At 69.6% G+C, this 22,580-nt stretch carries 18 protein-coding genes; 11 read left to right on the forward strand and 7 right to left on the reverse strand.

Annotated elements, in window-relative coordinates:
- The 3 genes from secF to OG504_RS42450 all read left to right on the forward strand — a co-directional run bounded on the left by secF (nucleotide 1) and on the right by OG504_RS42450 (nucleotide 5,072).
- A complete protein-coding gene (gene secF, locus OG504_RS42440; RefSeq protein WP_405994530.1) occupies nucleotides 1–1,125 on the forward strand; it encodes a protein translocase subunit SecF in 1,125 nt (374 codons plus the stop codon).
- The gene (locus OG504_RS42445; protein ID WP_405994531.1) at nucleotides 1,122–1,661 is read left to right on the forward strand and encodes an adenine phosphoribosyltransferase; all 540 of its coding nucleotides are present in this window, start codon (nucleotides 1,122–1,124) and stop codon (nucleotides 1,659–1,661) included. The genes secF and OG504_RS42445 overlap by 4 nt, the downstream gene beginning before the upstream one ends.
- An 852-nt stretch (nucleotides 1,662–2,513) precedes the next feature.
- The gene (locus tag OG504_RS42450; RefSeq protein ID WP_405994532.1) at nucleotides 2,514–5,072 is read left to right on the forward strand and encodes a RelA/SpoT family protein; all 2,559 of its coding nucleotides are present in this window, start codon (nucleotides 2,514–2,516) and stop codon (nucleotides 5,070–5,072) included.
- Nucleotides 5,073–5,137: 65 nt separating this feature from the next.
- Here OG504_RS42450 and OG504_RS42455 read toward each other — a convergent pair whose 3' ends face one another.
- Both OG504_RS42455 and OG504_RS42460 read right to left on the reverse strand, forming a co-directional pair.
- Nucleotides 5,138–6,367 carry a DUF349 domain-containing protein gene (locus tag OG504_RS42455; protein WP_405994533.1) on the reverse strand — a complete coding sequence of 410 codons (1,230 nt, stop codon included), beginning with the start codon at nucleotides 6,365–6,367 and terminating at the stop codon, nucleotides 5,138–5,140.
- Nucleotides 6,368–6,502: 135 nt separating this feature from the next.
- Nucleotides 6,503–7,330: a peptidylprolyl isomerase gene (locus OG504_RS42460; RefSeq protein WP_033282267.1), complete on the reverse strand. Its 828-nt coding sequence runs from the start codon at nucleotides 7,328–7,330 to the stop codon at nucleotides 6,503–6,505.
- Nucleotides 7,331–7,509: 179 nt separating this feature from the next.
- Here OG504_RS42460 and OG504_RS42465 point away from each other — a divergent pair, with 179 nt between their 5' ends.
- On the forward strand, nucleotides 7,510–8,229 hold the full coding sequence (locus OG504_RS42465; RefSeq protein ID WP_405994534.1) for an MBL fold metallo-hydrolase: 720 nt from the start codon (nucleotides 7,510–7,512) through the stop codon (nucleotides 8,227–8,229).
- A 10-nt stretch (nucleotides 8,230–8,239) separates the two neighbouring features.
- The gene (gene hisS, locus OG504_RS42470) at nucleotides 8,240–9,502 is read left to right on the forward strand and encodes a histidine--tRNA ligase (RefSeq protein ID WP_405994535.1); all 1,263 of its coding nucleotides are present in this window, start codon (nucleotides 8,240–8,242) and stop codon (nucleotides 9,500–9,502) included.
- Nucleotides 9,503–9,770: 268 nt separating this feature from the next.
- Here hisS and OG504_RS42475 read toward each other — a convergent pair whose 3' ends face one another.
- The 4 genes from OG504_RS42475 to OG504_RS42490 are packed head-to-tail and all read right to left on the reverse strand — an operon-like array spanning nucleotide 9,771 to nucleotide 13,352.
- Nucleotides 9,771–10,394, reverse strand: coding sequence for a response regulator (locus OG504_RS42475; protein ID WP_405994536.1), 624 nt, complete (start codon nucleotides 10,392–10,394; stop codon nucleotides 9,771–9,773).
- Nucleotides 10,391–11,635, reverse strand: coding sequence for a sensor histidine kinase (locus OG504_RS42480; protein WP_405994537.1), 1,245 nt, complete (start codon nucleotides 11,633–11,635; stop codon nucleotides 10,391–10,393). Before OG504_RS42480 ends, OG504_RS42475 begins: the two co-directional genes overlap by 4 nt.
- On the reverse strand, nucleotides 11,632–12,489 hold the full coding sequence (locus OG504_RS42485; RefSeq protein WP_405994538.1) for an ABC transporter permease: 858 nt from the start codon (nucleotides 12,487–12,489) through the stop codon (nucleotides 11,632–11,634). Before OG504_RS42485 ends, OG504_RS42480 begins: the two co-directional genes overlap by 4 nt.
- Nucleotides 12,486–13,352 (reverse strand): ABC transporter ATP-binding protein, encoded by an 867-nt coding sequence (locus tag OG504_RS42490; protein ID WP_393763742.1) that lies wholly within the window; start codon nucleotides 13,350–13,352, stop codon nucleotides 12,486–12,488. The genes OG504_RS42485 and OG504_RS42490 overlap by 4 nt, the downstream gene beginning before the upstream one ends.
- Nucleotides 13,353–13,494: 142 nt before the next feature.
- Between OG504_RS42490 and OG504_RS42495 the strand changes: the two genes are divergently transcribed.
- The 3 genes from OG504_RS42495 to rpsD all read left to right on the forward strand — a co-directional run bounded on the left by OG504_RS42495 (nucleotide 13,495) and on the right by rpsD (nucleotide 16,688).
- The gene (locus OG504_RS42495) at nucleotides 13,495–14,151 is read left to right on the forward strand and encodes a vitamin K epoxide reductase family protein (protein WP_405994539.1); all 657 of its coding nucleotides are present in this window, start codon (nucleotides 13,495–13,497) and stop codon (nucleotides 14,149–14,151) included.
- Nucleotides 14,152–14,415: 264 nt separating this feature from the next.
- Nucleotides 14,416–15,771 (forward strand): replication-associated recombination protein A, encoded by a 1,356-nt coding sequence (locus OG504_RS42500; protein WP_405994540.1) that lies wholly within the window; start codon nucleotides 14,416–14,418, stop codon nucleotides 15,769–15,771.
- 302 nt (nucleotides 15,772–16,073) lie between these two features.
- Nucleotides 16,074–16,688 carry a 30S ribosomal protein S4 gene (gene rpsD, locus OG504_RS42505; RefSeq protein ID WP_019066381.1) on the forward strand — a complete coding sequence of 205 codons (615 nt, stop codon included), beginning with the start codon at nucleotides 16,074–16,076 and terminating at the stop codon, nucleotides 16,686–16,688.
- A 31-nt stretch (nucleotides 16,689–16,719) separates the two neighbouring features.
- Here the strand turns inward: rpsD and OG504_RS42510 are convergent, their stop codons facing one another.
- The gene (locus tag OG504_RS42510; protein WP_405994541.1) at nucleotides 16,720–18,888 is read right to left on the reverse strand and encodes an ATP-binding protein; all 2,169 of its coding nucleotides are present in this window, start codon (nucleotides 18,886–18,888) and stop codon (nucleotides 16,720–16,722) included.
- Nucleotides 18,889–19,094: 206 nt separating this feature from the next.
- Between OG504_RS42510 and OG504_RS42515 the strand changes: the two genes are divergently transcribed.
- From OG504_RS42515 to alaS, 3 genes are read left to right on the forward strand one after another with little or no spacing between them, the layout of a single operon-like run.
- A complete protein-coding gene (locus OG504_RS42515; RefSeq protein ID WP_063744453.1) occupies nucleotides 19,095–19,541 on the forward strand; it encodes a DUF948 domain-containing protein in 447 nt (148 codons plus the stop codon).
- 7 nt (nucleotides 19,542–19,548) lie between these two features.
- Nucleotides 19,549–19,908, forward strand: coding sequence for a hypothetical protein (locus OG504_RS42520; protein ID WP_405994542.1), 360 nt, complete (start codon nucleotides 19,549–19,551; stop codon nucleotides 19,906–19,908).
- Nucleotides 19,908–22,580, forward strand: coding sequence for an alanine--tRNA ligase (alaS, locus tag OG504_RS42525; protein ID WP_405994543.1), 2,673 nt, complete (start codon nucleotides 19,908–19,910; stop codon nucleotides 22,578–22,580). Before OG504_RS42520 ends, alaS begins: the two co-directional genes overlap by 1 nt.

The raw sequence follows: 22,580 nt of genomic DNA on the forward strand, positions 1-22,580 counted from the left end.
ATGTCGAAGCTCGGCAACCTCGGCGCCCGACTGCACCGTGGCGAGGTCGGGTACGACTTCGTCGGCAATCGCAAGATCTGGTACGGCATCTCGATCCTGATCACCATCACGGCCATCCTCGGCCTGACGGTGCGCGGCCTGAACATGGGCATCGAGTTCCAGGGCGGCGCCGCCTTCACCACGCCGAAGGGCATGTCCGCCTCGGTGAGCCAGGCAGAGAAGTACGCGGAGGACGCCTCCGGCCACGACGCGGTCGTCCAGAAGCTCGGCGACGGCAGCCTGCGCATCCAGATCGCCGGCATCGACACGGACAAGTCCGACAGCATCAAAAAGCAGCTGTCGAAGGATCTGAAGGTCGACTCCGAGAGCATCGCCGCGGACCTGGTCGGCCCCAGCTGGGGTGACCAGGTCGCCAACAAGGCCTGGGAGGGCCTGGCGATCTTCATGGTGCTGGTCGTGATCTATCTGGCGATCGCCTTCGAGTGGCGCATGGCCCTGGCCGCGCTCGTCGCCCTGATCCACGACATCACCATCACCATCGGCATCTACGCCCTCGTCGGCTTCGAGGTCACGCCCGGCACGGTGATCGGTCTGCTGACCATCCTCGGTTACTCGCTCTACGACACGGTCGTCGTCTTCGACAGCCTCAAGGAGCAGACCAAGGACATCACCAAGCAGACCCGCTGGACCTACAGCGACATCGCGAACCGGTCGATCAACGGCACCCTGGTGCGTTCCATCAACACCACGGTCGTCGCGCTGCTGCCGGTCGCGGCCCTGCTGTTCATCGGCGGCGGCTTCCTCGGCGCGGGTGTGCTCAACGACATCTCGCTGTCGTTGTTCGTCGGCCTCGCGGCCGGTGCGTACTCCTCGATCTTCATCGCCACGCCGCTCGTCGCCGACCTCAAGGAGGCCGAGCCGCAGATGAAGGCGCTCAAGAAGCGCGTCCTCGCCAAGCGGGCCCAGGCCGCCGCGCAGGGCGAGCCGGCGGAGTCGCAGGTCACCAACCGCTCGGACGACGACTACGACGACGAGCCCGAGGACGCGGCAGCCGTCGTGGGCCCGCGCACCCAGCCGGCGTCCCGCAACCGCGGCCGCGGCCGTCCCTCGGGGAAACGCCGATGACGGACATCCAGGAGCTGCTGCTCAGCCGTATCCGCGATGTGGCCGACTACCCGGAGCCGGGCGTGATGTTCAAGGACATCACCCCGCTCCTGGCGGACCCGGCTGCGTTCACGGCGCTCACCGACGCGCTCGCCGAGATCGTCGTGCGCACCGGTGCGACGAAGGTCGTGGGTCTGGAGGCCCGTGGGTTCATCCTCGGGGCCCCGGTGGCGGTCCGCGCGGGCGTCGGCTTCATCCCCGTGCGCAAGGCGGGCAAGCTCCCTGGAGCGACCCTCAGCCAGACGTACGACCTGGAGTACGGCTCCGCCGAGATCGAGGTGCACGCCGAGGACCTGAGCGCCGGAGACCGCGTCCTGGTCGTCGACGACGTCCTGGCCACCGGCGGCACCGCCGAGGCCTCCGTCCAGCTGATCCGCAGGGCGGGCGCCCAGGTCGCCGGCCTCGCGGTCCTGATGGAACTGGGCTTCCTCGCGGGCCGCGCCCGCCTGGAACCGGCCCTGGAAGGCGCTCCACTGGAAGCGCTGCTGGTGGTCTGAGGCCGACAGCACGTCCAGCCTGCGGCGATTCGAGAACGGCCGCCCCGGTACCACCGGGGCGGCCGTTTCGGTGTCCCCTGGGGCACGGGGCTGTATCCATGTGCGGCCCCACCACGTGGGCGCGACGAGCCGCGCGGCGCGGCGGTGGGCCGGTCACCTACGGCTTCTCCCTGGTCGGCTGCCCGGTCGAGCGACGATGGTGCGGTCGGCCAGGTATCTCCGGTGCGTTGTCGTCCGCCCGGTCGAGCCGCGGTGGCGGGGCGGTCGGTCGGGCGCCTTCGGCCTCTCCCTGGTCGGCTGCCCGGTCGAGCGACGATGGTGCTGCGGTCGGCCAGGTATCTCCGGTGCGTTGTCGTCCGCCCGGTCGAGCCGCGGTGGCGGGGCGGTCGGCCGGTTGCCTTCGGCTTCTCCCTGGTCGTCCGCCCGGTCGAGCGACGATGGTGCTGCGGTCGGCCAGGTATCTCCGGTCCGTCGTCGCCTGCCCGGAGGAGCCACGATGGCGTGGTGATCGGCCGGGTGCCTCCGGCCTCTCCCTGGTCGCCGGCCCGGACGAGTCACGATGGTGCCGGGATCGGCCAGGTATCTCCGGTCCGTCGTCGTCCGCCCGGAGGAGCCGCAATGGTGCTCCGATCGGCCAGACACCTCCGCCCCCCGTCGCCCGGCCCCGGAGCACCCCCGCCGAACACCTTCAAGGCGCCCTCACGGCACCTCCGGAATGCCGGTGGCAGCCCCTCGTGTTTTATCGGTAGACGGCCCTCACATCGGGCTGAAGGCGAGCCCGGAGCCCGGGATCGCTACCATGGGCACTCCGGAGCCTGACCGGGGGACCCGGATCGCGCACGAGGAGTCCTCTTGGCAGACGAGGCCCAGCCCCTGACCGCCGCCAAGCCCGAGCCCACCCCGGGCCCCGCGGCGGAGCCCGCCACGAGCGCGAGCACCGCAGCCGCGAGCACCGCACCGGCCGAACCGCGCCCGGCGGCGGAACACGACCGGTCGGCGCCCGTCGACAAGGCGGCCGAGCCCGCGCGCCCCAAGCCGGCTCCGGCCGAGCGCCCGGCGGCCACTCCTCCCGCGCCCCGTCCCACCGCCGGCCAGCCCGCACGTACCGGCGGCGGCTCCTCCAACCGCGTCCGCGCCCGCCTCGCCCGTCTCGGCGTCCAGCGCTCCAACCCGTACAACCCGGTCCTGGAGCCCCTGCTGCGGATAGTGCGCAGCAACGACCCGAAGATCGAGACGGCCACCCTCCGCCAGGTCGAGAGCGCCTACCAGGTCGCCGAGCGCTGGCACCGCGGGCAGAAGCGCAAGAGCGGCGACCCGTACATCACGCACCCGCTCGCCGTGACGACGATCCTCGCCGAACTCGGCATGGACCCGGCCACGTTGATGGCCGGCCTGCTGCACGACACCGTCGAGGACACCGAGTACGGCCTCGACCAGCTCCGCCGCGACTTCGGCGACTCCGTGGCCCTCCTCGTCGACGGCGTCACCAAGCTCGACAAGGTCAAGTTCGGCGAGGCCGCGCAGGCCGAGACCGTGCGCAAGATGGTCGTAGCGATGGCCAAGGACCCGCGCGTCCTGGTCATCAAGCTCGCCGACCGCCTGCACAACATGCGCACCATGCGCTACCTCAAGCGCGAGAAGCAGGAGAAGAAGGCGCGCGAGACGCTGGAGATCTACGCGCCGCTCGCCCATCGCCTGGGCATGAACACCATCAAGTGGGAACTGGAGGACCTCGCCTTCGCGATCCTCTACCCCAAGATGTACGACGAGATCGTCCGGCTGGTGGCCGAGCGGGCACCGAAGCGTGACGAGTATCTGGCCATAGTGACCGACGAGGTCCAGACCGACCTGCGCGCCGCCCGCATCAAGGCGACCGTCACCGGCCGCCCGAAGCACTACTACAGCGTCTACCAGAAGATGATCGTCCGCGGCCGCGACTTCGCGGAGATCTACGACCTGGTGGGCATCCGCGTCCTCGTGGACACCGTCCGCGACTGCTACGCGGCCCTCGGCACCGTGCACGCGCGATGGAACCCGGTCCCCGGCCGGTTCAAGGACTACATCGCGATGCCCAAGTTCAACATGTACCAGTCGCTGCACACCACAGTAATTGGCCCCAACGGCAAGCCTGTTGAGCTCCAGATCCGCACGTTCGACATGCACCGCCGTGCCGAGTACGGCATCGCGGCGCACTGGAAGTACAAGCAGGAGGCCGTCGCCGGCACCTCCAAGGTGCGCGCGGAGACGCCCCGGACCACCGGCAAGGACGACCACCTCAACGACATGGCGTGGCTGCGCCAGTTGCTCGACTGGCAGAAGGAGACCGAGGACCCGGGCGAGTTCCTGGAGTCCCTGCGCTTCGACCTGTCCCGCAATGAGGTCTTCGTCTTCACGCCCAAGGGCGACGTGATAGCGCTGCCGGCGGGCGCCACCCCGGTGGACTTCTCGTACGCGGTGCACACCGAGGTCGGCCACCGGACCATAGGAGCACGGGTCAACGGGCGCCTCGTACCGCTCGAATCCACCCTGGACAACGGCGACTTGGTGGAGGTCTTCACCTCCAAGGCGCCCGGCGCGGGCCCCTCCCGCGACTGGCTCGGCTTCGTGAAGTCGCCACGCGCCCGCAACAAGATCAGAGCCTGGTTCTCCAAGGAGCGCCGCGACGAGGCGATCGAGCAGGGCAAGGACGCCATCGCCCGCGCGATGCGCAAACAGAACCTGCCGATCCAGCGCATCCTCACCGGCGACTCCCTCGTCACGCTCGCGCACGAGATGCGCTACCCGGACATCTCCTCGCTGTACGCGGCGATCGGCGAGGGCCATGTCGCCGCGCAGAACGTCGTACAGAAGCTGGTGCAGGCGCTCGGCGGCGAGGAGGCGGCCACCGAGGAGATCGACGAGAGTGTGCCGCCGTCGACCGGCCGCGGGCGCAAGCGCCGGTCGAACGCCGACCCCGGTGTCGTCGTCAAGGGCGTCGACGACGTGTGGGTCAAACTGGCCCGCTGTTGTACGCCCGTCCCCGGCGACCCCATCATCGGTTTCGTCACGCGTGGTAGCGGTGTATCGGTTCACCGCAGCGACTGCGTCAACGTGGAGTCACTGTCCCGCGAGCCCGAGCGCATCCTGGAAGTCGAGTGGGCGCCCACCCAGTCCTCGGTCTTCCTGGTCGCCATCCAGGTGGAGGCCCTGGACCGCTCCCGGCTCCTCTCGGACGTCACCCGCGTCCTGTCCGACCAGCACGTCAACATCCTCTCCGCGGCCGTCCAGACCTCCCGCGACCGCGTGGCCACCTCCCGCTTCACCTTCGAGATGGGCGACCCGAAGCACCTGGGCCACGTCCTGAAGGCCGTCAGGGGCGTGGAGGGGGTCTACGACGTCTACCGCGTGACGTCGGCGCGCAACAAGACGTAGGGCATACGAAGAAGGGGCTCACGTACGGTGCGTACGGGAGCCCCTTCTTGATGCGTGCGGACCGGTCAGCCGCCGAACTCCTGCAGCCCCTTCAGGGCCTGCTCCAGCAGGGCCTGGCGGCCCTCCAGCTCGCGCTGGAGCTTGTCCGCGCGGGAGGTGTTGCCCTGCGCGCGGGCCTGCTCGATCTGGCCCGTGAGCTTGTCCACGGCGGCCTGGAGCTGGCCGGTCAGACCCTCGGCACGCGCGCGTGCCTCCGGGTTCGTCCGGCGCCACTCGACCTCCTCGGACTCCTGGAGGGCCCGCTCGATCGTGTGCATCCGGCCCTCGACCTTCGGACGGGAGTCACGCGGCACATGGCCGATGGCCTCCCAGCGCTCGTTGATCGAGCGGAAGGCCGCGCGGGCCGCCTTCAGATCGGTGACCGGCAGGAGCTTCTCGGCCTCCTCGGCCAGCTCCTCCTTGAGCTTCAGGTTCTCCGTCTGCTCGGCGTCCCGCTCGGCGAAGACCGAGCTGCGGGCGGCGAAGAAGACGTCCTGGGCGCCGCGGAAGCGGTTCCACAGATCGTCCTCGTGCTCGCGCTGGGCGCGGCCCGCCGCCTTCCAGTCGGCCATCAGCTCGCGGTAGCGCGCGGCCGTGGGACCCCAGTCCGTCGAGGCCGACAGACCCTCGGCCTCGGCGACCAGCTTCTCCTTGGTCTTGCGGGCGTCCTCGCGCTGCGCGTCCAGCGACGCGAAGTGCGCCTTGCGGCGCTTGGAGAAGGCCGACCGGGCGTGCGAGAAGCGGTGCCACAGCTCGTCGTCCGACTTGCGGTCCAGGCGCGGCAGACCCTTCCAGGTGTCCACCAGCGCGCGCAGCCGCTCACCGGCCGCCCGCCACTGGTCGGACTGCGCCAGCTCCTCCGCCTCGACGACCAGCGCCTCCTTGGAGTGCCGGGCCTCGTCGGACTGTTTGGCGCGCTGCTGCTTGCGCTCCTCGCGGCGCGCCTCGACGGTCTCGACGAGCTTGTCCAGCCGCACCGTGAGCGCCGCCAGGTCGCCCACCGCGTGGTGGGCGTCGACCTGCTCACGGAGATGGTCCACGGCGGCCTGAGCGTCCTTCGCCGACAGGTCGGTGGTCTTCACGCGCTTCTCGAGGAGGCCGATCTCGACAACCAGGCCCTCGTACTTGCGCTCGAAGTAGGCCAGCGCCTCGTCAGGGGAGCCGGCCTGCCAGGAACCGACGACCTGTTCGCCGTCGGCCGTACGCACGTACACGGTCCCCGTCTCGTCGACGCGTCCCCACGGGTCGCTGCTCACAGCGCCTCCTCCACATGATGCCTGCACAGGGCCTCTGTGCCCCCGGGCATCGTCCACAGTTTCGTCACGGCCAACATAGGCGACCGGCGGGTTGCCTGTCCGCATCCCGCGCGACCGAAATTTCGCTGTTGACGGTCAGGATTTCGTGACGGTCGCCTTGTTGATCACGACCGTCGCGTTCGGTGCTCCGTCGCCCGCGCCCGTGCTCTCACCAGCGGCCGCGATCTTGTTCAGGACCTTCATCCCGGAGGCCGAGATGGTACCGAACGGGGTGTAGCTCGCCGGCAGCGTGCTGGCCTTGTACACGAGGAAGAACTGGCTGCCGCCGGTGTGCTTCTGACCGGTGTTCGCCATCGCCACCGTGCCCGCCGGGTACGTCCCGCCCTTGAGGCTCGCGTCCTTCAGGTTCTCGTCCGGGATCGTGTACCCGGGGCCGCCGCTGCCCGCGCCGGTCGGGTCGCCGCACTGCAGCACGTAGATGCCGCTGGTGGTGAGCCGGTGGCACTTCGTGTGGTCGAAGAAGCCCTTGGCGGCAAGGAAGTTGAACGAGTTCACGGTGTGCGGCGCGGCCGACGTCTTGAGCGCGATGTCGATGTCACCGCAGGTCGTCGCGAGCTTCATCGTGTACTTCGCCGACTTGTCGATCGTGACCGCCGGCTCCTTCTTCCAGGTCTCCGTCTTGATCTTGCCGGCCGCCGGCTTCGCGCACGGGTCCGGCGCCTTCTTCGTCGCCGAGGCGCTGGGCGTGGGCGTCACGTCCGCGCTCGCGTTGGTCTTGTCGTCGTCGTTCTTCAGGACGCCGGTCGTGTAGAGCGCGACACTGCCGATCACGATCACGCCGAGCACCGACGCGATCACCGAGTTGCGCATGCGCGCCTTGCGTCGAGCGGACGTACGCCGCTGCTGCTGCCGCAAGAACTTCTCCCGCGCGAGCTGCCGCTTCCGCTGTTCCTGGGTGACCACCGGATTCTCTCCTCATGCGTCTCGTACGTCGACTGGGACGCGTGCGTCTTATGAGCCGACCGCCTGCGTGTGCCCCGTACCGTATATGGGTTCGCTGAGGATTCGGCAGCGCCGGTAGGCTCTGACCACTGACGCAGGGATCCTTATCCCCACCCGTATCGACACAACGAAGGACGATCGTGCTCATTGCCGGGTTCCCCGCCGGGGCCTGGGGGACGAACTGTTATCTCGTCGCCCCCGCCGCCGGTGAGGAGTGCGTGATCATCGACCCGGGCCATCAGGCCGCCCAGGGAGTCGAGGAAGCGCTCAGGAAGCATCGGCTCAAGCCCGTCGCGGTCGTCCTCACCCATGGTCACATCGACCATGTGGCCTCGGTCGTCCCGGTGTGCGGCGCGCACGACGTGCCGGCCTGGATCCACCCCGAGGACCGGTACATGATGAGCGACCCCGAGAAGGCGCTCGGCCGCTCGATCGGGATGCCGCTGATGGGCGAGCTGACCGTGGGGGAGCCGGACGACGTCAAGGAGCTGACCGACGGAGCACGGCTCGCGCTCGCGGGACTGGAGTTCTCGGTCGCGCACGCGCCGGGCCATACGAAGGGGTCGGTGACCTTCCAGATGCCCGAGAACACGGAGATCCCGTCCGTGTTCTTCTCCGGGGATCTGCTCTTCGCCGGCTCCATCGGACGCACCGACCTGCCCGGCGGCTCCCACGCCGAGATCCTCGACTCGCTGGCCCGTGTGTGCCTGCCGCTCGACGACTCGACCGTGGTGCTGTCCGGCCACGGCCCCCAGACGACCATCGGCCAGGAGCGCGCCACCAACCCGTATCTGCGAGAGGTGGCCGTAGGCCGCCGGGAGCACGGCGCTGACGTGAACGCTCCCCGACGAGGAATGTGACGAGATTTTCGTGAGCACCTTTCAGGCCCCCAAGGGCACGTACGACCTGATTCCGCCGGAGTCGGCCAAGTACCTCGCCGTGCGCGAGGCCATCGCCGCTCCGCTGCGCAACTCCGGCTACGGCTACATCGAGACGCCCGGCTTCGAGAACGTCGAGCTGTTCGCGCGCGGTGTAGGTGAGTCCACCGACATCGTCACCAAGGAGATGTACGCCTTCGAGACCAAGGGCGGCGACCAGCTCGCCCTGCGCCCCGAGGGCACGGCCTCCGTACTGCGAGCGGCACTTGAGGCCAACCTGCACAAGCTCGGCAACCTGCCGGTGAAGCTCTGGTACTCGGGCTCCTACTACCGCTACGAGCGCCCCCAGAAGGGCCGTTACCGCCACTTCTCCCAGGTCGGCGCCGAGGCGATCGGTGCCGAAGACCCGGCCCTGGACGCCGAGTTGATTATCCTCGCGGACCAGGCGTACCGCTCCCTGGGCCTGCGGAACTTCCGCATCCTCCTCAACAGCCTGGGCGACAAGGAGTGCCGTCCGGTGTACCGGGAAGCGCTGCAGAACTTCCTCCGGGGACTGGACCTCGACGAGGAGACCCTGCGCCGCGCGGACATCAACCCGCTCCGGGTCCTGGACGACAAACGCCCGGACGTCCAGAAGCAGTTGACGGACGCCCCGCTGCTCCGCGACTACCTGTGCGACGCGTGCAAGGCGTACCACGAGGAGGTCCGCGAGCTCATCACGGCTGCTGGCGTCTCCTTCGAGGACGACCCGAAGCTGGTCCGCGGCCTCGACTACTACACCCGTACGACCTTCGAGTTCGTCCACGACGGTCTGGGTTCGCAGTCCGCGGTGGGCGGCGGCGGCCGTTACGACGGCCTGTCCGAGATGATCGGCGGTCCCGCGTTGCCCTCCGTGGGCTGGGCGTTGGGCGTCGACCGTACGGTCCTCGCCCTGGAGGCGGAGGGCGTCGAACTCGAACTCCCCGCGTCCACCAGCGTGTTCGCCGTCCCGCTCGGTGACGAGGCCCGCCGGGTCCTCTTCACCAAGGTGACCGAACTCCGCAAGCTGGGCATCGCGGCCGACTTCTCCTACGGTTCCAAGGGCCTCAAGGGCGCGATGAAGAGCGCCAACCGCAGCGGGGCCCGCTACACGATCGTCGCCGGCGAGCGGGACCTTGCCGAGGGTGTCGTGCAGCTCAAGGACATGGAGTCCGGGGACCAGCGGGCGGTCGGGGTGAACGAGATCGTGGCGGAACTGGAGTCGAAGCTGGGCTGAGGCCTGGCCTTTTCGCCCCCGCCGCCCCTACCCGTCCCATCCCTGGGGGCTGCCGCCCCCAGACCCCCGCTTCGGCCTGAACGGCCTCGTCCTCAAACGCCGGACGGGCTGAGTGATGCGGACCAGGGCTTGAAAATTCTGGCCGGCAAAATCTCAGCCCCTCCGGCGTTTGAGGAGCGGGGGTCCAGGGGGCGGAGCCCCCTGGCGGGGTCGAAGGGGCGGAGCCCCTGGGGGATGGGACGGGTAGGGGCGGCGGGGGCGAGGATCCTCAGTCCAGCAACCCGTACCGCATCGCACTCGTCACGGCGGCCGTCCGGTCATCGACGCCCAACTTGCCGAAGACCCGCAGCAGATGGGTTTTCACCGTCGACTCCCCGATGAACAACCGCCGCCCGATCTCCGCGTTGGTGCACCCCTCCGCCACCAACCGCAACACCGCAACCTCCCGCTCGGACAACCGAGGCCGCTCCGGCTTCGTCCGCAACTGGTCCACCAACCGCGCAGCCACAGACGGCGCCAACACGGTCTCGCCCCGCGCGGCGGCCCGTACCGCGTCGGCGAGTTCACCTCGCGGCAGATCCTTCAGCAGGTAACCCGCCGCCCCCGCCTCCACGGCCCGCAGAATGTCCCGGTCGGTCTCGTACGTGGTGAGGACGATCACCCGGCACGGCAACCCGGCCGCACTCATCCGCACGATGGAGTCGACGCCCCCGCCGCCCGGCATACGCAGGTCCATCAGCACGATGTCCGGCCTCAACTCGGCCGCCAGCGCCTCCGCCTGCGGCCCACTGGAGGCATCGGCGACGACATCGAGGTCGGGTTCGGCACTGAGCATGGCGCGCAGGCCTTCCCGTACGACGGGATGGTCGTCGGCGAGGACGATCCGGATCATCGAGAACTCCTCAGAGGCGATACCGGCGACGCGGGGGATTCAGGGGATACAGGTGATGCGGGCGATACCGGCAGCCGTACCGTCACCGTCGTCCCCTCGCCCACCGCACTCCGCACCACCGCCGTCCCACCCACCTCCGCCGCCCGCGTCCGCAACCCCGCCAGACCGTAACCACCGGACACCGCCCCCGGATCGAACCCGCACCCGTCATCTCGTACCGACACGGTGAGTTGCTCAGCGGCGTACGCCAGCGAGAGGCTCACCTTCGCCGAACTCCCCGCATGCTTACGGGCGTTGGCGAGAGCCTCCTGGCAGGAGCGCAGGGCCACCACCTCCGGCCCTGCGGGCAACGCACGCGCGGGGCCGGTGACTTGGAGCGTCGCGTCATGGCGGGCGGCGAGTCGGCGCAGGGCGTCAGAGAGGGACGCGCCCTCCAGGTCGGCCGGTGTGCCGCCGGCGACCAGGGCGCGGGCCTCGGCGAGGTTCTGCCGGGCCGTCTCGTCCATCAGGGCCAAGTGCCGTCTCGCCTGCGGGAGATCGTCGTCCAGCTCCGCCTCCACCGCCTGGGTCAGCATCAGCAGGCTGGTGAAACCCTGGGCGAGGGTGTCGTGGATCTCGCGGGCCATCCGCTCCCGTTCGGCCAACGCGCCGTGGGCCGAGGACAGTCGGGAGACCTCGTGGCGGCTGGCGTCCAGCTCGGCTATCAACTCCGCGCGCTCCTGGCTCTGTTCGATGACGCGGATGATCCAGGTGCCTAGGGCCATCGAGAAGACCAGGGTGACCACCGCGAAGACGGAATTGAAGAACACGTCCTGCGCGCTCGGCCACCACAGCAGCGCCCAGCCGATCACGGGCGCGATGTTGATCACGGTCACCGCGATCAGCGCCCAGCGCAGCCTCAGCACCATGAAGCAGGGCGGGACGAGCGCGAAGGCCAGCAATCGGGTCTCGCCGACCAGGACCGCCGAGGGCAGGAACAGCGCCATCTCCGCGATCAGGTAGCCGACCGCCCGGCGTTCGTCCGGTGGGTCGCCCTGGAGGACCGGGCGGCCCGTCCAGACGTAGAGCGGGATCAGCGGGACGAGCAGCGCGGCCGCAGTGACGCGTACCGGCCACCCCGGCCGGCTCGTGCCGAGCACGAACACCAGGGTGGCCAGCCAGATCAGGGCGAAGTACGTGTCCCAGAGCCGGAAGGAGCGGTCCCAGGTGTACGAGCCCGACGCCCCGTGCGGAGCCGTCATCCGTCGCGCCGGTTCTTCCACCGGAAGGTCAGCAGGCACAGCAGCAATCCTCCGACGCACCACGCCCCGAGCACCAGCGCGACCTTCCCGAACTCCCAGCTCCCGGCCTGCTCCAGCACCTGCGCCGAACTGGGCAGGAACACCCCGCGCAGCCCCTGGCACATCCACTTCAGCGGGAACAGGGCACCGATGTTGAGCATCCAGTCCGGGATGGTGTCGATGGAGATGTACACCCCGGAGATGAACTGCAGGACCAGGAAAGGGAGTACGACCACGGAGGTCGCGCTCTTTCCGGACTTCGGGACCGAGCTGACCGCGATGCCGAGCAGTGCGCACGCCGTCAGACCGAGCACGAAGATCCACCCGAAGTCCAGCCACTTCACCGCGGACGAGGGCAGGTCCACGTCGTAGAGCGTGGTGCCGACGAGGAGCAGGATCGCCGTCTCCATCAGGCCCGTGACCAGAACCAGCCAGATCTTGCCGAGGAAGTACGCGGCCGGCGGCATCGGCGTGCCGCGCAGCCTGCGCAGCACCTTCTCGTCCCGCTCGATCGCGATCGAGATGCCGAGGGACTGGAAACTCGTCGACATGATGCCGGCGGCCATCATGGCCGGGACGTAGAGCTGGGAGGCGTTGACGCCCGCGCCCCGGACGTCGTCCTTGAAGATCGACGCGAAGAGGAACAGGAAGACGACCGGGAAGGCGAAGGTGAACACCACCTGGTCGCGCTGCCGGAAGAACTGTTTGAGTTCCAGCGACCCGCGGCGCAATCCGAGTCCCCAGGCACTGGGCAGCCGGTCTCCGGAGGTCCTCGTCCGGGGCCGTACGGTGGTCGTGTTCGTGGTCGTGGTCATCGCGCGTCCTCCTGTCCGGTCAGGCGGAGGTAGACGTCCTCCAGGGTGGGGCGGCTGACCAGCAGCCCGGGGATCTCGCCGTCGAAGCGGTGCATGAGCTCGGCTACGACCTTGGTAGGAGTCTCCGTGTGCTCCGCGCGCGGGGTGCCGTCCAGGTCCGTCCACTCGACCGTGGCTCCGGTGCCGTGGCGTTCGCGCAGGGCGGCCGGTTCGCCCTCGGCGACCACGCGGCCCTTGGCGACGATGGCGAGGCGGTCGGCGAGGTTCTCCGCCTCCTCCAGGTAGTGCGTGGTGAGGAGGATCGTGGTGCCCTCGTCGGCGAGCTTGCGGATCAGGTCCCAGAACTGGCGCCGGGCCGCCGGGTCGAAGCCGGTCGTCGGCTCATCCAGGAGGAGGAGATCGGGGCCGCCTATCACCCCGAGGGCCACGTCGAGACGCCTGCGCTGTCCGCCCGACAGGGCCTTGATGCGGCTGTCCACCTTGGCCTCAAGACCGACCAGGCCGATGACCTCCTCGGGGTCGCGCGGCCGGGGGTAGTAGCGCGCGAAGTGCCGTACGGTCTCGCCGACCGTCAACTCCGCGGGTGCCGATTCGTCCTGCCAGACGATCCCGACCCGCGAACGCCACGCGCGTGTGCCCGTCGCCGGGTCCGAGCCGAGCACCGACACCTCACCCGCGTCCCGGCCTCGGTTGCCCTGGAGGATCTCGACGGTGGTGCTCTTGCCCGCCCCATTGGGTCCGAGCAGGCCGAACACCTCTCCCGTGCGGATCTCCAGGTCGATTCCGTCCACGGCGGTCACGTCCCCGTACTGCTTGCGCAGCCCCCGCACATCCACTGCGAGTTCGTTCGCCTGTGTTGTCATGCCATGAGCATCGTCCGGAATCGAGCGCTCAGGGACGACCGTGCGTACTTCCTTATGTCCATCGAACGGTGGACAGAGGTGCGCGTGCGGCACAATGGCCGTGCCCGAAGAAGGTCCAACTCTCAAGTGACGGATCGGCGTGATGAGCAAGACGACAGTGAAGGACGTCTCCACCGACTCCGAGCCGGAGCACACGGCCGCGGAGCCGCGCACGGTGGGCAGCAGCCGGGCCTTCGCCCTGTTGCTGATGATCACCGGTGCGGCCGGACTGCTCGCCGCCTGGGTCATCACGATCGACAAGTTCAAGATCCTTGAGGGCAAGGTAGCCGGGAAGACGTTCACCCCGAGCTGCAGCATCAACCCGATCGTGTCCTGCGGCAGCGTCATGGAGAGCAAGCAGGCCGCCGCCTTCGGCTTCCCGAACCCGATGCTCGGCCTGGTCGCCTACGGAATCGTCATCTGCGTCGGCGTCAGCCTGCTGACCCGGGTCCAGTTCCCGCGCTGGTACTGGCTGACCTTCAACTTCGGCACGCTCTTCGGGGTGGCCTTCTGCACCTGGCTGCAGTTCCAGTCGCTGTACCGGATCAACGCGCTGTGCCTGTGGTGCTCGCTGGCCTGGGTCGCCACGATCACGATGTTCTGGTACGTGACGTCGTTCAACATCCGCAACGACTTCCTGAAGGCCCCGCGCCCGGTCAAGAACTTCCTGGGCGAGTTCACCTGGGTCCTCCCGGTCACCCACATCGGCATCATCGCCATGCTGATCCTGACCCGCTGGGGCACCCAGCTCTGGGCCTAGGACCTGTCCGGCGGATCAGGTCGCAGACGCGGGGCGTGGCACGCACTCCCCCACTGCCTTAAAGGCGTGGGGGGACCCCCAGCGGCGTCGTCGTCGGTCGCCGACGCTCTGCGTCGCCTCCCTCCTCCGCCTTGCAGCTGCACGCACCACGCCCCGCTCACCGGCGCCGATCAGGCCCTGCCGTTTTCCTGCGACCTGATCCGCCGGACAGGCCCTACCCCGGCCCCGACCGGATTGTCAGTGGCGTGACATAGGGTTTTGGACGTGGAGCCCGACCTATTCACCGCCGCCGCGGAAGAACGCCAGGAGAAGGACCCGTCCAGCAGTCCCCTGGCGGTGCGGATGCGCCCGCGCACCCTCGACGAGGTCGTGGGCCAGCAGCATCTGCTGAAGCCGGGCTCGCCCCTGCGCCGACTGGTCGGGGAGGGATCGGGCGGCCCGGCCGGAGCTTCCTCGGTGCTCCTCTGGGGCCCGCCCGGCACCGGAAAGACGACCCTCGCCTACGTCGTCTCCAAGGCGACCAACAAGCGGTTCGTGGAGTTGTCCGCGATCACCGCCGGCGTGAAGGAGGTCCGCGCGGTCATCGAAGGCGCCCGCCGGGCCACCGGAGGCTTCGGCAAGGAGACCGTCCTCTTCCTCGACGAGATCCACCGCTTCAGCAAGGCCCAGCAGGACTCCCTGCTCCCGGCCGTCGAGAACCGCTGGATCACCCTGATCGCGGCGACCACGGAGAACCCGTACTTCTCGGTGATCTCCCCGCTCCTGTCCCGCTCCCTCCTCCTCACCCTCGAACCCCTCACGGACGAGGACCTGCGCGCCCTGCTCCGCCGCGCGCTGTCCGACGAGCGCGGCCTGAAGGACGCGGTCACGCTCCCCGAGGACAGCGAGAACCACCTGCTGCGCATCGCCGGCGGCGACGCCCGCCGTGCGCTCACCGCCCTGGAGGCCGCCGCCGGAGCCGCCCTCGACAAGGGCGAGCCGGACATCACCCTCCAGACCCTGGAGGAGACCGTCGACCGCGCGGCGGTGAAGTACGACCGCGACGGCGACCAGCACTACGACGTGGCCAGCGCCCTCATCAAGTCCATCCGGGGTTCGGACGTCGACGCGGCCCTGCACTATCTGGCCCGCATGATCGAGGCCGGAGAGGACCCCCGTTTCATCGCCCGCCGCCTGATGATCTCTGCGAGCGAGGACATCGGCCTGGCGGATCCGAACGCGCTGCCGATCGCGGTCGCCGCCGCCCAGGCCGTAGCGATGATCGGCTTCCCGGAGGCCGCGCTCACCCTCAGCCACGCCACCATCGCGCTCGCCCTCGCGCCCAAGTCGAACGCGGCGACCAACGCGATCGGCGCCGCCATGGAGGACGTACGCAAGGGGCACGCGGGCCCGGTGCCGATGCATCTGCGGGACGGGCACTACAAGGGCGCGGCCAAGCTCGGTCACGCGCAGGGGTACGTCTACCCGCACGACCTGCCCGAGGGCATCGCCGAGCAGCAGTACGCCCCGGAGGAGCTGAAGGACCGCGAGTACTACGAGCCGACCCGGCACGGGGCCGAGGCGCGGTACGCGGACGCCGTGGAGTGGACCAGAAAACACCTTGGTCGTAAGCGGTCCTGAGCACCCTGTAGAATCCCCCGAAGTGCTGTGTCCCGTGCAGTCAGAACGGGACGGTCAGCCGGAGCCCCGGTTTTCGGACCGGCTCCAGGAGCGTCGCGCACCTTTCGAATGGTGTCGCGGGCAGCCCACCACCATCCGTCGCAGGACGGAACCGGTCGGTGGGCCACTCGCGTGCTGCACGTAGTGCCCAGATCAGGGGAGCGGCTGCCCACCAGGTCCCGCAAGGGTCCCGGCGGGTTTCCCCGGCTGCGGATGCGACCTCCCTCACCACTCTGACAAGCCGACAGACAGAGAGAGACATCGTGGCGAATCAGTCCCGCCCCAAGGTCAAGAAGTCGCGTGCCCTCGGCATCGCGCTGACCCCGAAGGCCGTCAAGTACTTCGAGGCCCGTCCCTACCCGCCGGGTGAGCACGGTCGTGGCCGCAAGCAGAACTCGGACTACAAGGTCCGTCTGCTGGAGAAGCAGCGTCTGCGCGCGCAGTACGACGTGTCCGAGCGCCAGCTCGTCCGCGCCTACGAGCGTGCCTCCAAGGTCCAGGGCAAGACCGGTGAGGCCCTGATCATCGAGCTGGAGCGTCGTCTCGACGCGCTGGTCCTTCGTTCGGGCATCGCCCGCACGATCTACCAGGCCCGCCAGATGGTCGTCCACGGCCACATCGAGGTCAACGGCCAGAAGGTCGACAAGCCGTCCTTCCGCGTCAAGCCCGACGACGTCGTCATGGTCCGCGAGCGCAGCCGCAGCAAGACGCTGTTCGAGGTCTCCCGCGCCGGTGGCTTCGCCCCCGACGGCGAGACCCCGCGCTACCTCCAGGTGAACCTCGGCGCCCTGGCGTTCCGCCTGGACCGCGAGCCGAACCGCAAGGAGATCCCGGTGATCTGCGACGAGCAGCTCGTCGTCGAGTACTACGCCCGCTGATCACCTCACGGACGTAGCACCACCTTTCGCGTCAGCCCGCCGTCTCCCCGCCCTTCCGGGTGGGCGAGGCGGCGGGCTTTCGCATGTCCACGCTCACCGTCGTGGGCCGTACCGGGCCGCGCGGCACCGGCACCGCCTCCAGCGCCCGCGACGGCCCCAGCGCCCGGGCCACAGCCGCCTCCCGGCCCAGCCGCGCCCCTTCCCGTACGCACTCCGCGTACCGCTCGTCGCCGAGCCGCTCGCGGGCCATCGCCTCGCACAGTTCGTGCGGCGCGTTGTAGTACGCCGAGCCGAACAGCGGCAGCCCCACCGAGGGCCACATCCCGGCCGCCGCGCCCTGCAGCAGCGCGGCCTCGGCGGCATCGCCCTCCGCCGCGGTGACGAGGGCCAGCAGCTCGACCGCGAGCACCGAGCCCAGCAGATCGCGGAAGCCGTGCGCGCTGCCCAGGCAGTCCGCCAACAGGTCGCGGGCGAGGGGGAGTTCGCCGTCGCTCCAGGCGACGTACGCCAGGACGTACAGCGCGTACGCCCGGGTCCAGCGCTCGCCGTGGTCCTCGCACACGCGCCTGACGTCCTCGCACAGCTTCACGGCGTCCGCGAGATCGCCCTGGAAAGCCCGGGTCATGGCCAGCTCGACCTGGCCCATCAGCACGTTGCTGTTGAGCTCGCCGATCTGCTGGTAGCGGTCGAGCGCCGAGCGCAGCAGGGTCTCCGCGCGCGGCATGTCGTCCGTGACCAACGCCAGGCAGCCGGTGCGGTGTTCGGCGTAGGCGACCGCCGTGGGGTTCGCGGCCTCGTCCGCCTCCTCGCGGCATTCCTGGAGGGCCGCCAGCGCGGGCACGGTGTCGCCCTGGAGGATCGCCACATAGCCCAGCACCCACAGGGCCTTCAGCCGTGACTGGTCGTTCGCCGTGTCCTCGGCGTCCAGCTGTACGGCCTGCTCCAGCCAGTGCCGGCCCTCCGCGAGGCGCCCGCAGCCCGCCCAGTAGAACCAGAGCGAGCCGGCGAGGTACTGGCCCAGGTGTGTCTCGTCCGGCTCGGTCAGGCAGTACTCCAGGGCTCCGCGGAGATTCGGCAGCTCCGCCTCGACCCGCGCGGCGACCTCGCCCTGGCGCGGCGAGAACCAGTCCAGCTCGCACCAGGTGGCCAGGCCCAGATACCAGTCGCGGTGTCTGCGCCGCAGCCGGGCCGCGTCCCCGGCCGCCTCCAGCCAGTCGGCGCCGTAGGCCCGGATCGTGTCGAGCATGCGGTAGCGCACGCCTGTCGGCGTCTGCTCGCGGACGACCACGGACTGCGCGAGGAGTTCGGAGAGCACGTCGAGGACGCCGTCCGTGTGCAGTCCGTCGCCGCCGCACACGTACTCGGCGGCCTCCAGGTCGAAGCGCCCGGCGAACACCGACAGCCGCGCCCACAGCAACCGCTCCTCGGGCGTGCACAGTTCATGGCTCCAGCCGATCGCCGTGCGGAGTGTCTGGTGCCGGGGGAGCGCGTCCCTGCGCCCGCCGGCCAGCAGCCGGAACCGGTCGTCGAACCGCGCCAGCAACTCCCCGGGCGACAGCGCCCGCAGCCGCCCCGCCGCCAGCTCGACGGCAAGGGGAATCCCGTCGAGCCGCCGGCACAACTCCCGTACGTCCGGCTCGTCCTGGAGTACGACCCCTTGCTGCGCGGCCCGGTCGGCGAACAGTTCCACCGCCTCGTCCTCGCCCAACGGCGCCACCGCGACGACCCGTTCACCCGCCAGCTCCAACGGCCGCCGCCCCACCGCGAGCACCCGCAGCCCCGGCACCCGCCCGAGCAACTCGGCCACCAGCTCGGCACACACCTCGACCAGATGCTCGAACCCGTCCAGCACCAAGAGGAGTTGACGGTCCGTCAGGTGCGCGAGCAGTGCCTCGCGCGGCAGCCGCGCGGTGTGATCCGTCAGCCCCAGCGCCTCCACGACCGCGAAGTCCACGAGTTCCGGGTCGCGCACCGGCGCCAGCTCCACCCGCCACACGCCGTCCGGGGGTGCGGACCGGGCAGCCGCGTGGGCCGCGAGCCGCGACTTGCCGACCCCGCCGGGCCCGGTCACCGTGACCAGACGCGAGGCGTCGAGGGCCCGCGCCAGCTCGGTGAGTTCGGCCGAGCGGCCCACGAACCGGTCGGGTTCGAGGGGCAGATTGCCGTCCGCGGTGGCGTCGCCGCCATGGGAAGCTCGCATGGAACACGGAGCGTACTGAACCGTATTCAGTCCGTACAATCGCTTCGCGCAACTCCAGTGTGCGCGGGGCGGTAATGCGGTACGGAGCGCCACCCCCGGCGCGATAGGCTCGGCAGCGGTTATCCACAGGGGTTTACGGGGCGCCGCCTCCGGCGCGATAGGCTCGGGACGAGTCATCAACAAGCGTTTATGAGAGCGGGTGTCAGGTGTCCGGTGGAGAAGTGGCCGGGATCCTGGTGGCCGTCTTCTGGGCGATCCTGGTCTCGTTCCTCGCCGTCGCACTGGTGAGGCTGGCCCAGACGCTCAAGGCGACCACCAAGCTGGTCGCGGACGTGACCGACCAGGCCGTGCCGCTGCTGGCCGATGCCTCCGCGGCGGTGCGCTCCGCGCAGACCCAGATCGACCGGGTCGACGCGATCGCCACCGACGTCCAGGAAGTCACCTCGAACGCCTCCGCACTGTCCACCACCGTCGCCTCCACCTTCGGCGGGCCCCTCGTCAAGGTCGCGGCCTTCGGCTACGGTGTCCGCCGGGCCCTGGGCGGCCGCCGCGAGGACGTGCCCGCGCCGTCCGGGGCGTCCCGTCGTACGGTGATCGTGGGCCGTACCGTCCCGGCCGGACGGCGGGGCAAGCGCACCCGGAAGAAGGACTGACCGAGCGATGTTCCGCCGTACGTTCTGGTTCGGCACGGGCGTAGCCGCCGGTGTCTGGGCGACCACCAAGGTCAATCGCAAGCTGAAGCAGCTGACCCCCGAGCACCTCGCCGTCGCGGCGGCCAACAAGGCGCTCGACGCGGGCCACCGGCTCAAGGACAGCGCGGTGCACTTCGCGCTCGACGTCCGCGCGGGCATGGCCCAGCGCGAGGCCGAACTCGGCGACGCGCTCGGGATCAACGCTCCCGTGGACCCCGAACTCCCGGCGCCCCGGGGGCACATCGCCATCGAGAACCGCAACACCCCGATGTCCGTCGAAAGAAACGACAGGACGACGTACTCGTACAACCGGAATGAGGACCACTGATGGAGTCGGCTGAAATCCGCCGCCGCTGGCTGAGCTTCTACGAGGAGCGCGGCCACACCGTCGTTCCCTCGGCGTCGCTCATCGCGGACGACCCGACTCTGCTCCTGGTCCCCGCCGGCATGGTCCCCTTCAAGCCGTACTTCCTCGGCGAGGTCAAGCCGCCGTGGCCGCGCGCCACCAGCGTGCAGAAGTGCGTGCGCACGCCCGACATCGAAGAGGTCGGCAAGACCACCCGCCACGGCACGTTCTTCCAGATGTGCGGCAACTTCTCCTTCGGCGACTACTTCAAGGAAGGCGCGATCACCTACGCCTGGGAGCTGCTCACCTCGCCCCAGGACAAGGGTGGTTACGGCCTCGACCCCGAGCGCCTGTGGATCACCGTCTACCTCGACGACGACGAGGCCGAGACCATCTGGCGCGAGAAGATCGGCGTCCCGGCCGAGCGCATCCAGCGCCTCGGCAAGAAGGACAACTACTGGTCGATGGGCGTCCCCGGACCCTGCGGCCCGTGCTCCGAGATCAACTACGACCGCGGCCCCGAGTTCGGCGTCGAGGGCGGCCCGGCCGTCAACGACGAGCGGTACGTGGAGATCTGGAACCTCGTCTTCATGCAGTACGAGCGCGGCGAGGGCATCGGCAAGGAGGACTTCGAGATCCTCGGCGAGCTGCCCAGCAAGAACATCGACACGGGCCTCGGCCTTGAGCGCCTCGCGATGATCCTGCAGGGCGTGCAGAACATGTACGAGATCGACACCTCCATGGCCGTCATCAAGAAGGCCACCGAGCTGACCGGTGTCGAGTACGGCGACTCGCACGAGTCCGACGTCTCCCTGCGCGTGGTCACCGACCACATGCGGACGTCCGTGATGCTCATCGGCGACGGCGTGACCCCCGGTAACGAGGGCCGCGGTTACGTACTGCGCCGCATCATGCGCCGCGCCATCCGCAACATGCGGCTGCTCGGTGCCACCGGTCTGGTCGTCAAGGACCTCATCGACACGGTCATCGCGATGATGGGCCAGCAGTACCCGGAGCTCGTCACCGACCGGCAGCGCATCGAGACCGTGGCCCTCGCCGAGGAGGCCGCCTTCGTCAAGACGCTGAAGGCCGGCACCAACATCCTCGACACCGCCATCGCCGACACCAAGCAGTCCGGCGGCAAGGTCCTCGCCGGCGACAAGGCGTTCCTGCTCCACGACACCTGGGGCTTCCCGATCGACCTCACCCTCGAAATGGCCGCCGAACAGGGCCTTTCCGTGGACGAGGACGGCTTCCGGCGCCTGATGAAGCAGCAGCGCGACCAGGCCAAGGCCGACGCGCAGGCCAAGAAGACCGGCCACGCGGGCGTCGGCGCCTACCGCGAGATCGCCGACAAGGCCGGCGAGACCGACTTCATCGGCTACTCGGACACCCAGGGCGAGTCCACCATCGTCGGCATCCTCGTCGACGGCGTCTCCTCCCCGGCCGCGACCGAGGGCGACGAGGTCGAGATCGTCCTCGACCGCACCCCCTTCTACGCCGAGGGCGGCGGCCAGATCGGCGACACCGGCCGCATCAAGGTCGAGTCCGGTGCCGTGATCGAGATCCGCGACTGCCAGAAGCCGGTGCCCGGGGTCTACGTCCACAAGGGCGTCGTCCAGTACGGCGAGGTCACCGTCGGCGCCAAGGCCGAGGCCGCGATCGACATCCGCCGTCGTACCGCCATCGCCCGCGCCCACTCGGCCACTCACCTCACCCACCAGGCGCTGCGTGACGCCCTCGGTCCGACGGCCGCGCAGGCCGGTTCCGAGAACCAGCCGGGCCGCTTCCGCTTCGACTTCGGATCGCCGTCCGCGGTTCCCACGGCCGTGATGACCGACGTCGAGCAGAAGATCAACGAGGTGCTCGCCCGCGACCTGGACGTGCACGCCGAGATCCTCAGCCTCGACGAGGCCAAGAAGCAGGGCGCCATCGCCGAGTTCGGAGAGAAGTACGGCGAGCGGGTCCGCGTCGTCACCATCGGCGACTTCTCCAAGGAGCTGTGCGGCGGTACCCACGTCCACAACACCTCGCAGCTCGGCCTGGTCAAGCTGCTCGGTGAGTCGTCGATCGGCTCCGGAGTCCGCCGTATCGAAGCGCTCGTCGGTGTCGACGCCTACAACTTCCTCGCCCGTGAGCACACGGTCGTCGCCCAGCTCCAGGAGCTGATGAAGGGGCGCCCGGAGGAACTGCCGGAGAAGGTCTCCGCCATGCTCGGCAAGCTGAAGGACGCCGAGAAGGAGATCGAGAAGTTCCGCGCCGAGAAGGTGCTGCAGGCCGCGGCCGGTCTCGTCGAGTCCGCCAAGGACGTGCACGGTGTCGCGCTGGTCACCGGCCAGGTGCCGGACGGCACGAGCGCCGACGACCTGCGCAAGCTGGTCCTCGACGTGCGCGGCCGTATCCAGGGCGGCCGGGCCGCCGTAGTGGCCCTCTTCACGGTCAACAACGGCAAGCCGCTGACGGTCATCGCCACCAACGAGGCCGCTCGCGAGCGCGGTCTCAAGGCCGGCGACCTGGTCCGCGCGGCTGCCAAGACCCTCGGCGGCGGCGGTGGCGGCAAGCCGGACGTGGCCCAGGGCGGTGGCCAGAACCCGGCCGCGGTCGGCGAGGCCGTGGACGCTGTCGAACGCCTCGTCGCCGACACGGCCAAGTAA

The sequence above is a fragment of the Streptomyces sp. NBC_00986 genome (genome assembly GCF_045162565.1).
GTDB lineage: Bacteria > Actinomycetota > Actinomycetes > Streptomycetales > Streptomycetaceae > Streptomyces.

Excerpts from the sequence above, each read along its gene's own strand:
- secF (WP_405994530.1), top strand. The coding sequence starts at position 1 with ATGTCGAAGCTCGGCAACCTCGGCGCCCGACTGCACCGTGGCGAGGTC.
- OG504_RS42445 (WP_405994531.1), top strand. The coding sequence starts at position 1,122 with ATGACGGACATCCAGGAGCTGCTGCTCAGCCGTATCCGCGATGTGGCC.
- OG504_RS42475 (WP_405994536.1), bottom strand. The coding sequence starts at position 10,394 with ATGATCCGGATCGTCCTCGCCGACGACCATCCCGTCGTACGGGAAGGC.
- OG504_RS42480 (WP_405994537.1), bottom strand. The coding sequence starts at position 11,635 with ATGACGGCTCCGCACGGGGCGTCGGGCTCGTACACCTGGGACCGCTCC.
- OG504_RS42485 (WP_405994538.1), bottom strand. The coding sequence starts at position 12,489 with ATGACCACGACCACGAACACGACCACCGTACGGCCCCGGACGAGGACC.
- OG504_RS42490 (WP_393763742.1), bottom strand. The coding sequence starts at position 13,352 with ATGACAACACAGGCGAACGAACTCGCAGTGGATGTGCGGGGGCTGCGC.
- OG504_RS42495 (WP_405994539.1), top strand. The coding sequence starts at position 13,495 with ATGAGCAAGACGACAGTGAAGGACGTCTCCACCGACTCCGAGCCGGAG.
- OG504_RS42510 (WP_405994541.1), bottom strand. The coding sequence starts at position 18,888 with ATGCGAGCTTCCCATGGCGGCGACGCCACCGCGGACGGCAATCTGCCC.
- OG504_RS42520 (WP_405994542.1), top strand. The coding sequence starts at position 19,549 with ATGTTCCGCCGTACGTTCTGGTTCGGCACGGGCGTAGCCGCCGGTGTC.
- alaS (WP_405994543.1), top strand. The coding sequence starts at position 19,908 with ATGGAGTCGGCTGAAATCCGCCGCCGCTGGCTGAGCTTCTACGAGGAG.